This window comes from cf. Phormidesmis sp. LEGE 11477, assembly GCF_015207105.1.
Lineage (GTDB): Bacteria > Cyanobacteriota > Cyanobacteriia > Phormidesmidales > Phormidesmidaceae > Phormidesmis.
The window spans coordinates 1-9692 of the sequence record NZ_JADEXO010000171.1 but is presented as its reverse complement, the minus strand read 5'-3'; the positions used below and the strand labels follow the sequence as shown (position 1 = coordinate 9692).

At 49.8% G+C, this 9692-nt stretch carries 8 protein-coding genes; 4 read left to right on the top strand and 4 right to left on the bottom strand.

Features of this window, described 5'->3' with window-relative positions; translation table 11 throughout:
* The first annotated feature begins 350 nt into the window (after nt 1–350).
* Nucleotides 351–1277, top strand: coding sequence for a sulfotransferase domain-containing protein (locus IQ256_RS27170; protein WP_193858824.1), 927 nt, complete (start codon nt 351–353; stop codon nt 1275–1277).
* Here IQ256_RS27170 and IQ256_RS27165 read toward each other — a convergent pair.
* On the bottom strand, nt 1269–2519 hold the full coding sequence (locus IQ256_RS27165; RefSeq protein WP_193858823.1) for a glycosyltransferase family 87 protein: 1251 nt from the start codon (nt 2517–2519) through the stop codon (nt 1269–1271). The genes IQ256_RS27170 and IQ256_RS27165 overlap by 9 nt on opposite strands.
* 99 nt (nt 2520–2618) lie before the next feature.
* Entirely contained in the window at nt 2619–3830 is a 1212-nt protein-coding gene (locus tag IQ256_RS27160) for a glycosyltransferase family 87 protein (RefSeq protein WP_193858822.1), read from the bottom strand.
* Between the two features lie 181 nt (nt 3831–4011).
* Between IQ256_RS27160 and IQ256_RS27155 the strand changes: the two genes are divergently transcribed.
* The 3 genes from IQ256_RS27155 to IQ256_RS27145 all read left to right on the top strand — a co-directional run bounded on the left by IQ256_RS27155 (nt 4012) and on the right by IQ256_RS27145 (nt 7911).
* On the top strand, nt 4012–5202 hold the full coding sequence (locus IQ256_RS27155) for an NAD(P)/FAD-dependent oxidoreductase (protein WP_193858821.1): 1191 nt from the start codon (nt 4012–4014) through the stop codon (nt 5200–5202).
* Nucleotides 5203–5236: 34 nt separating this feature from the next.
* Nucleotides 5237–5941 (top strand): HAD-IA family hydrolase, encoded by a 705-nt coding sequence (locus IQ256_RS27150; protein ID WP_228025336.1) that lies wholly within the window; start codon nt 5237–5239, stop codon nt 5939–5941.
* Nucleotides 5942–6060: 119 nt separating this feature from the next.
* Complete coding sequence (locus IQ256_RS27145; protein ID WP_193858819.1) at nt 6061–7911, top strand: ShlB/FhaC/HecB family hemolysin secretion/activation protein; 1851 nt, start codon at nt 6061–6063, stop codon at nt 7909–7911.
* Between the two features lie 87 nt (nt 7912–7998).
* Here IQ256_RS27145 and IQ256_RS27140 read toward each other — a convergent pair whose 3' ends face one another.
* On the bottom strand, nt 7999–8424 hold the full coding sequence (locus tag IQ256_RS27140) for a peptide chain release factor 1 (RefSeq protein WP_193858818.1): 426 nt from the start codon (nt 8422–8424) through the stop codon (nt 7999–8001).
* Nucleotides 8425–8494: 70 nt separating this feature from the next.
* Nucleotides 8495–9692: dihydroorotase (locus tag IQ256_RS27135; RefSeq protein WP_193858817.1), on the bottom strand; the 1198-nt coding region annotated here is incomplete at its 5' end.

Sequence of the window (9692 nt, the reverse complement as noted above, 5' to 3'; positions counted from 1 at the left end):
AGGAACTGGCTCTACCTACGCCAGATCCGCCGCTCCCAAAGAACAACCCTATCGCAACAACTACGGTGACAATCCATATTCGCAAGATTTTAGTGAGTGGGAGTAAGCATCAATACAGTGAGCACCGATGCAGTGAATTAAGTTGTAGTGAGCTAACTTGTAATGAAATAAGTGGCGATCGCTATGATTGAAGACTAGGCAAAGCTGATGAGCAGAAGAACAGTATAAAAATAGTAGAAAAGTTGGGAGAATCACGTTGAAGAGTTCGGGTTCAACAGACTTACGAAGATCCTTTTGCCGAAAAGATCTCATAGCCCTCTATCAAAGCATTGCAAATGGATAAACAATCAATGAGCAATCTCTCCGAGTCAGAAAACTTACCAAATCTGATTATCATCGGGGCGATGAAGTCTGGAACCACTAGCCTGCATTACTATCTCAACCTCCATCCAGATATCTGCATGTCTCGTCAGAAAGAGTTGGATTTTTTTGTTGAACACAAAAACTGGAAAAAAGGAGTTGAGTGGTACAAAACCAACTTCGCTGGCCAATCGGCAAAGGTTTATGGAGAATCCTCACCTAACTACACCAACTATCCTCGCTGGGATGGGGTGCCCGAGAGAATGTTTTCTGTGGTGCCAAACACCAAGATTATCTACTTATTGCGCGATCCGATCGAGCGAATGATTTCTCACTATCTCCATTCCTACTCTAGTGGAATAGAAAACAAAAGCGCTGAAGCAGCCCTGACCAAGCCTTTGGAGAAGAACTGGTATATTAGGCGCAGTCAGTACTTCTTGCAACTACAGCAATATCTTCAGGTTTTTCCAGAATCGAATATCTTGGTGATTACCTCAGAAAAGCTCTCTAAGTTCCCTGCGGAAACAATGGAGAAAGTGTTTGCTTTTTTAGGCGTAGATAGTGAATTTGACCTCAATGTGAAAGATCAAAGTTTGGTGAATGTAGTGAGGTTTGGATCGACGATGCGCTCGGATCAAAAATTCGATAAAAAGTTTCATCAGTCTGCTCGCAAAACCCGCAGAACGATATCGTCAGAGAGTCTGTTTGCCAAAACATTTTCTAAGGCGATCGCATGGATGCCTAATGAGATCAAAGCGCCCGTTGAAGATATTGTCTATCGTCCCTTTTCTCAAAAAGTCGAGCGCCCCAAGATAGATAGCAATCTTCGAAAAAGGCTGGTAGATTCTCTCGCAGAAGATATCAGCAGCCTCAGGCAATATACGAAATATGATTTCTCAGAGTGGAATTTAGAATGACGAGGCTTCTGCTAAAAGACGAGTATCAGAGCGATATAAAGCGTCTCTCCAGCGAGGTATTTGAAATGAGAGAGCAAATACAATAGACAAGATATAGGCCAACACCGCATTAGCATTGAACCCAGGCGGAGAGAAAAGCGGAGCTAGCAGCAAGAATCGCCCCCACCTAGAAACCAGCGGCGACAGATAGAAAAATAGAGGAATATACCAAACTAAACCCATAATCCAAGAGACCGGATTGAACAAATTAATTACGTTGAGAAAGGCATAGAACTGAAAATTGGCTTGAGTTCGGCGGGTTGCTATTAACAGCAGTCCAGTCAGCAACAGTCCGCAAACAATAGCGCCCACCGTGTTGTTCGCCATCCACGGGTTCATTCCCCCACTGCTAAAACGACGAGCCGCCAATAGATTAGTCGAATCAACAGAATGAACAATTCCATCGATTACCCCTTGACCCTGCAAGCTAGTAGATAGCCCTGTTTCTATCTGCCCAAAGTAGCCCGGCAGCGTCCGCCTGAAAAAGTTGATGTAGCTGGCCAAGCCTAAGAAAGGATAGGGTAAGGCAAACAAGACGGCAGAGTGCAAAAGTGTTTTGCCTACGAATCGCCACTGTTTGCGATCGCCATAAAAAATCAGTAGTACAAAAGGAAATAGCTTGAGCATGCCCGCAAATGCCAATAGAAAAGCCGCCAGATTAGACCTGCGGCCAGACTGCAAGAAGTGATAGGAGATCATGCTCAAATAAACAATTAAGATATCAACTTGGCCTCGTTCTACCGTCGCTATCACCGGAAAGCTCACCATCACAAAGAGAATAGCGGTATCCGGCATTGTGAATTCGCTGCGTCTAACAAAATGAAAGCTCAGCAGCACAGCCAAGCCCAAGATAACCAGCGTAAACAAAACTTTAGCGCTCTGATAAGGCAAAGCGCCCAAAGGCAAAAAGAACAGCGCGGCTAAGGGCGGGTATCGAAACCCAGAATAAGCTTGACTCTCGGCATTAATAGGTCCATAGAAATCAGCCCGCATGCCCACATAGTTGACATATGGGTCTAGTCCTAGCAAAGCAGATTTTCCGGCTAGATACATCGAGCGAAAATCGATCTGATAGCTCTCTAGCGTGATATAGCCCAAAAAAATAATGGGTAAGAAACAAACCCCGTAGATCCGCACAAACTGCCAAATATCTGAGCCCTGACACAGCCGCAGCGCGTGCTTACGCCAAATTGAATAGGCCATAAATTATCTCAAAATAGGGCATAGTCTTACACGATCGAGATTAGAAAACAACCTACTTGAACGTCGATATTTAACCGCGCTTCTAAGTGCTGCTATAAATTAAGGCAAAGCGGGTTGTCCTCTAAACAAAACTTTTTGCCACGATGGAATTTGCCACCCTAAAGCCAGCACGATGCACATCACGTAGGCAGCTATCCCATTCGCATTTAAAAACGGCGGCAGGAATAGCGGTAGCAGAAGCAGCCATAGCCCTACTTTGGACACCGAAGAGGATAGATATAGAAAAAACGGAATATACCAAACTAGGCCCATAATCCACGCAATCGGATTGAATAGAAAAACCATGTTCAAAAACGCATAGAACTGGAAATCTGTTGGGCATCGGTGAGTAGCTATCAGCAATAGAACAGAAAGCAGCAGGCCCACCAATATGAGTGTCCACGGGTGATGTGGAGGAATCTGGGTCATATATCCATTGCCAAAATCTTTCATCGAAGAGAGCCCTGTTGTTTCTATCGACTGAACAATTCGATAGGGGCCGACGCCTTGTCCGTGCAAATCCATCGGTAGATTAGAAGTTACCTCCCCTAGCCGATCGGGTAATAGCTGTTTGAAGAAATTTTCGTATGTCGACCGGCCAAAGTAGGGAAGCGGCAGCAGAAACAGACCTATCGCCCACATCAGGGTGTAGCTGACCATTCGCCACTGTCTACGAAAGCAGTAAAACGATAGCAGAACGATAGGAAATAGCTTGGTCATCACAGCTATTGCTAGTAAAAAAGCGGCTAGTAAGGTCTGTTGCCTTTGCTGCCAAAAACCAAAAGAGAGCACAGCTAAATAGGTGACAAAAATATCAATCTGGCCTCTATCGATCAGCGCCAGCATCGGAAAGCTCACCAGCGCAAACAATATTGCCGATTCGGGCGTTTTGAAATCACTGCGCCTAGCGACAAAGAAGCACAACATCCCAAACACAACCACCATCAATACGGTAAAGACTACCTTAGCCGTTAGATAGGGCAGCAGCGAAAAAGGAATAAATAGAAAGATGGCGGCGAACGGCGGATACCGATAGCCAGAGCCGGGGTCGTCGTCCCCATTAAGAGGTGCATAAAAATCAGGTCTGACCCCGACGTGGTTCAAATAGGGGTCCCAGCCCAAGAGCGCCGCCTTTCCACTTACATACATCGCCCTGAAATCTACTTGATAGCTATCTAGCATTAAATAGCCAAAGAACATAATCGGCAGGAAGTACATCAGGTATTTTCCACAGAATAGAGAAATGTCCTTACGCCACAATTGAGCAGTCATAAAATTTCGATCTCTTGAGCTTTAGTCGAACTTTTGTAGTTTTTCACAGCATGTTCTACGCACGCAATTGCTTTTGACTTCTAGACTTTGACCTACAGACGGACCGCACCGCACCTTAACTGGCGCTATTCTATATAGGCGCAATCTAGCTTCTGTGTTTTCACTATCTCTAGCGGCTCTCATGGCTCATTCTATTTGTATCCTCGGTGGCGGCTTCGGCGGCCTATACACGGCTCTTGCTCTCAGCAAACTCGATTGGAAAGATACACCGCACGAGATTGTGTTGATTGACCAGCGCGATCGCTTCGTTTTTGCGCCGCTGCTTTACGAACTGGTCACTGGCGAACTACAAACCTGGGAAATCGCGCCTCCATACGAAGAGCTCATTGCCAATACAGGCATTCGTTTTCACCGAAGCGGCGTAGACAGTATCGACATTGACGCGCAAACGGTTGATTTGACTGACGGCAAGAGCCTCAGCTATGACCGTATCGTGCTAGCGCTCGGCGGTGAGACGCCAATGGATATGGCCCCTGGCGTCGCTGAGCACGCCATTCCCTTTCGCACGTTAGCAGATGCCTATCGACTAAAAGATAGGCTACGTCAGCTAGAGGCGGCCAACCTTGAGAAGATTCGAGTTGCCATTGTCGGCGGTGGCTATAGCGGTGTAGAAATTGCCTGCAAAGTTGCCGAGCGACTAGGCGACAAAGGTCGGGTTCGCATCGTTGAAAGGGCCAATCAGATTCTCCAAACCTCTCCCGAATTCAATCAAAAAGCGGCTCTAGATGCACTTGACGAGAAAAACGTGTGGATTGACTACGAAACCACTGTTACAGAAGTCACCGCTAACAGCTTTTCGCTTAGCTACAAAGACAAGGTTGATACGCTTCCGGTTGATATTGTGCTCTGGACCGTTGGCAGCAAAGTCAGCCCTGCGCTAGACGCTCTTAATCTGCCTCGCAATGAACGCGGACAGTTCACCATCTCGCCGACCCTGCAGGTGATAGATTATCCTCATATCTTCGCCTTAGGCGATCTTGCTGACGGGCCTGACGCCGATGGCAAGCCCGTCCCACCTACCGCTCAGTCTGCGCTTCAGCAGGCTGACTACGCCGCTTGGAATATCTGGGCTAGCCTCACCGACCGACCGCTGCTTCCTTTCCGCTACCAGCACCTTGGTGAGATGATGACTCTAGGCACCGACAATGCCACGCTGAGTGGGCTCGGTATCAAGCTAGAAGGCAATCTCGCTTACGTGGCCCGTCGCCTTACTTATCTCTACCGCATGCCCACCCTCGATCATCAAATTCGCGTTGGCGTCAATTGGTTAACTCAGCCAGTGCAGGCGCTACTGACAGGATCAAACAAGTAATCCAACCAGTAAAAAGGTAACTGAAGTCAGAAGTATGAACGACGCCCCGATGCCTTTATCTTCTTTCTCGCAGCCGCCGCTACCCCAATCATCGCCACAGCCGCTACCAAAAGTTATCTACCTCGATGCTTTTGGAACTCTTTTCGGTGTCAAAAGCAGTGTGGGCCACCTCTACAGTCAGCTTGCACGCTCGGCTGCGGTAGATAGCGATCCTAAGGCCGTCAATCAGGCTTTCTATCAAAGCTTCGCTGCGGCTGAGCGGCTGGCTTTTCCTAAGGCCAGTCCGGCTGATATTCCGGCGCTGGAGTATCGCTGGTGGAAAGCTATTGTGGCAGAGACGTTTGAGCGAGTAGGTGTGATCGATCGGTTTGAAGATTTCGACGCCTTTTATGCGGGGCTGTATAACTATTTTGCAACTAGCGATCCGTGGCAGGTGTATGCCGACACAATTTCATCGCTTAATCGCTGGCGGTCAATGGGCATCGAGCTAGGTGTGATCTCTAACTTTGACTCTCGGTTGCACCGCGTGCTCAGCATTCTAGAATTAGACACATATTTTCAGTCGGTGACGATATCTACCGAAGTTGGTGCGGCCAAGCCTTCGCCCAAGATTTTCAAAGCGGCGCTGGCAAAGCACAACTGCATAGCGCAGCAGGCGTGGCACGTAGGTGATAGTGAAGCAGAGGACTATGCTGGTGCTAGATCAGTAGGGATGCGAGCAGTGCTAGTTGCTAGGTAAGCTCGTCTGCTTTCATGCCGCCATACTTCTTCCCTGTGCCGCTGTGGTTTACGCCGCTGTAGACAAGCGTTGATAGTTCAGTCATATTGCACAGTAAGCCCCTTTGTATGACTGATGTGATGTCTTCTTCCTATCGCTGCTGGATATCTAGCTGGATATCTGCGGTTGCTTCTGTCGGTTTGTTAGCGACAGCTTATTTAGCAACAACTGGTTCAGAGCAGGCGATCGCGCGTCCTCTACCCAGTGATTCTACCAATCATTCTCTAGCTCATCCTACAAAACAGATCGCGCAAGTTCCACCGCCTGACAATCTACCCGAGCAGCCGCCCAACCTGCCGCCAGCGGGAAATATCTTGCCAGAGCTGCCACCAGACGACGATCTGCCAGACGAGCCGCTACCGCCACTGCCCTCACTCGAAGAACTCTTTGGCGAGCCTAGCGATCCTAACTTGCCTCCTGGCGTTTTAGAGGGCGGGGAAGAAACCTTTGTTGTCAGCGAAATTCAGCTAGCAGGTAGCACCGTTTTTAGCGATGAAGATTTTGCCGAACTCTTTGACAGATTTACGGATGTGCCAATCACGTTCAACGAGCTACTACAGGTACGCTCGGCGGTGACTCAGCGCTATGTAGAAGCGGGCTTTGTCACCTCAGGAGCCTTTATTCCACCGCAGACTTTGGAAAACGGTGTGGTCACCGTGCAGGTCTTGGAAGGCTCTATAGAAGAAATTGAGGTCGTGGGGACCAGCCGTCTAAGGCCCGCCTATGTTCGCAGTCGGCTAGGGCTAGTGGCGCAGCCGCCGATCAATACAAATAGGCTACTAGCTGGACTGCAGCGGCTGAAAATTGATCCGCTAATCGAGACAGTGTCCGCAGACTTGCAGGCGGGGGTACGACCTGGAACCAGCGTGCTCCGGGTGGAGGTAAGCGAGGCAGATGCATTCGATATCACTGCCTCTGTAGATAACCGCCGTTCGCCTAATATCGGCAGCGTCAGTCGGCGACTTGATCTGCAAGCAGGCAATGTATCTGGGCTAGGCGATCGCATCTTTTTGGGCTACACCAACACCAACGGCAGCAACGGCATAGACGCCAGCTACTCTATTCCGCTCAGCCCTCACAACACGCGCCTCAACTTCGAGGGAGGCTATGGAGGCAGCCGGGTAATTGAAGATACCTTCGAGGTATTAGATCTCAGCTCTAACGCTTTTTACTACGAAATCGGCATCACCCATCCACTGATCGAAAGCCCTACCCAAGAAATCTCGCTGGGCCTAGCGCTTTCTCATACCAACAACCAAATCCGTTCTGGACTTGATGATCTAGGGCCAGCTCCGCTAGTTCCGGGGGCCGACGGCGATGGCAGAAGTAAAGTCAGCGCCCTACGATTTTCTCAGAGCTGGACGCAGCGAGACCAGAGGCAGGTGCTGGCCGCTAGATCGCAGTTCAACCTAGGGCTCAATATTTTAGGCGCAACCAACAATGACGCAACCGGCATTCCAGACAGTCAGTTCTTTTCTTGGAGAGGGCAGGGCCAGTGGGTCAGACTGCTCGGCGAAGATGCGCTCTTTTTCCTCAGAGGCGATCTGCAGCTAGCAACCGATCGGCTGTTCTCTTCAGAACAGTTTGGCCTAGGCGGACAGCAGACCATTCGGGGCTATCGTCAAAATGCGCTCTTGCGAGACAATGGCGCTCTGGTTTCCGCAGAAGCTCGCTTGCCAATTATTCGCTTTTCGAGAGACAGCATTGTTCAAATAGCCCCTTTCCTCGATGTGGGTACTGCCTGGGACAACTTCGACGATTCTGCTGATACCAATGTTTTGGCAGGGACGGGCATTGGCCTCATTTGGGAGCAAAACGAAGATCTATCGGCCAGACTAGACTGGGGAATCCCGCTAGTTGATTTGGATAGCACTAGCAACAGCTTGCAAGATAGCGGTATTTACTTTTCTGTGCGATACAACTTGTTTTAAACAGCCCCAAGGCTGGAAGAAACATATGCTTTGGGTCATATGCTTTGGGTCATATGCTTTGGGTCATATAAAGTCAGCAGTGCCAGATCAGTAGCGCCAATAGCGGCGTCCGTACACAAAGGTACCGATCGCCGTCCCCATGATCACGAAATAATTTACGCCGCCAATAAATAGGCCCGGAATAGGCAACAGAGAGCGAATAAACAGCGCTAATAAGATACAGGCGACGAGCGCCCACATTGTATTAGCTGTCAAGATGACCTGATGGAAAAGGCGGGATGTGACGATAACGCCGAGTGCGCCTAGCCCAAAGTAAACGGCCAGTGGCAGAACCATTGCAGCTAGAAACAAAAGTCCGTTAGAAATGCTAGCAGCAGCGGCTGAGGTGCCAAGCGCCAACAGCCCCATTCGCAGCAGGTAGTCTATGGCACTGGCGATCGCAACGGTCACCACCGCGCTGAGTGCTAAGTCGGTCCAGGGGAGATATTTGAGCGAACGAAATGGATTGGCCATACAAAAATCCAAGTGAGGAGAAAAGAGAACGGCGGTGGTGGCCAAGCGCGGTCGAAGTTAATAGAAGTCACTACTCAAAGGTAAGCGCGCTGCCCCGAACAGTAGTATCAATTTTGCCGTAGTCATAGACAACGTGACCGCCGACGATAGTAATGACTGGCCAGCCAGTAAGATTCCAGCCCTCGAAAGGACTCCAGCCGCACTTGGTCTGTAGCTCCTGGCGCAGAACTGGGCGATAGGTAGATAAGTCCACTAAGACCAGGTCAGCATCATAGCCCGGTTCGATCAGTCCCTTATTAGGGATTTGGTAGGCTCGCGCCACGGCAGTAGACATCCAGTTAGCGACTTGAGCGACGCTACAGCGACTCTGTTGGGACTGGGTCAGCATCAGCGGCAAGGCGGTTTCTACGCCGGGCATACCAGCAGGCGCGTTGGGATAGCCTTTGCCTTTTTCTGCAAGGGTGTGTGGAGCATGATCGGTGGTAACAAAGTCGATGACGCCATCTAGCAGCGCCTGCCAGAGTAGGTCGCGATCGCGCTCATACTTCAAAGGCGGATTTATCTGCGCTAGCGTTCCTAGCTTTTCATACGCACTGACATCTAGCAGCAGGTGCTGAGGCGTCACTTCGGCGGTGACCCAGCTTGGCTTATCTCGACGCAGCAGCTCAGCTTCGTCGCCAGTTGACAAGTGCAAAATGTGCAATCGTCGCTGGTACTTCTTTGAGAAGCTAAGCGCTAGTTCAGTGGCTAGCAGCGCCGTTTCACTGTCTTGAACTTGGGTATGCGTCGCGGGATCGGTTTCACCTGCAAACAGCTCTTGCCTGGCAAAGATGCGAGCTTGATCTTCAGCGTGGACCACGATTAGGCGATCGCCGCTCGCAAAGATCGGCTCGATGGTTTCAGCCGTATCAACCAAAAGCGGGCCGTTGGCTGAGCCCATCGAAATTGCGATGCCACAGGCCGAGCTGACAGTACGCAGATCGTCTAGATTTTCGGCGGTGGCCCCGATGAAGAATCCATAGTTGACCAAGCTTTTAGAAGCCGCGATCGCCAATTTATCCGTCAAATCAGCCTGAGCAGTCGTTGGCGGTAGCGTATTGGGCATCTCTAAGAAAGAAGTCACCCCCCCTCTGGCACAGGCACATGAAGCTGTGAACAAATCTTCTTTGTGCTCTAGCCCTGGGCTGCGAAAATGCACCTGTGAATCGATCACTCCAGGTAGCAGCGTCAATCCGCTACCGTCAATGATTCTGGCCTGTTCAGGCGTT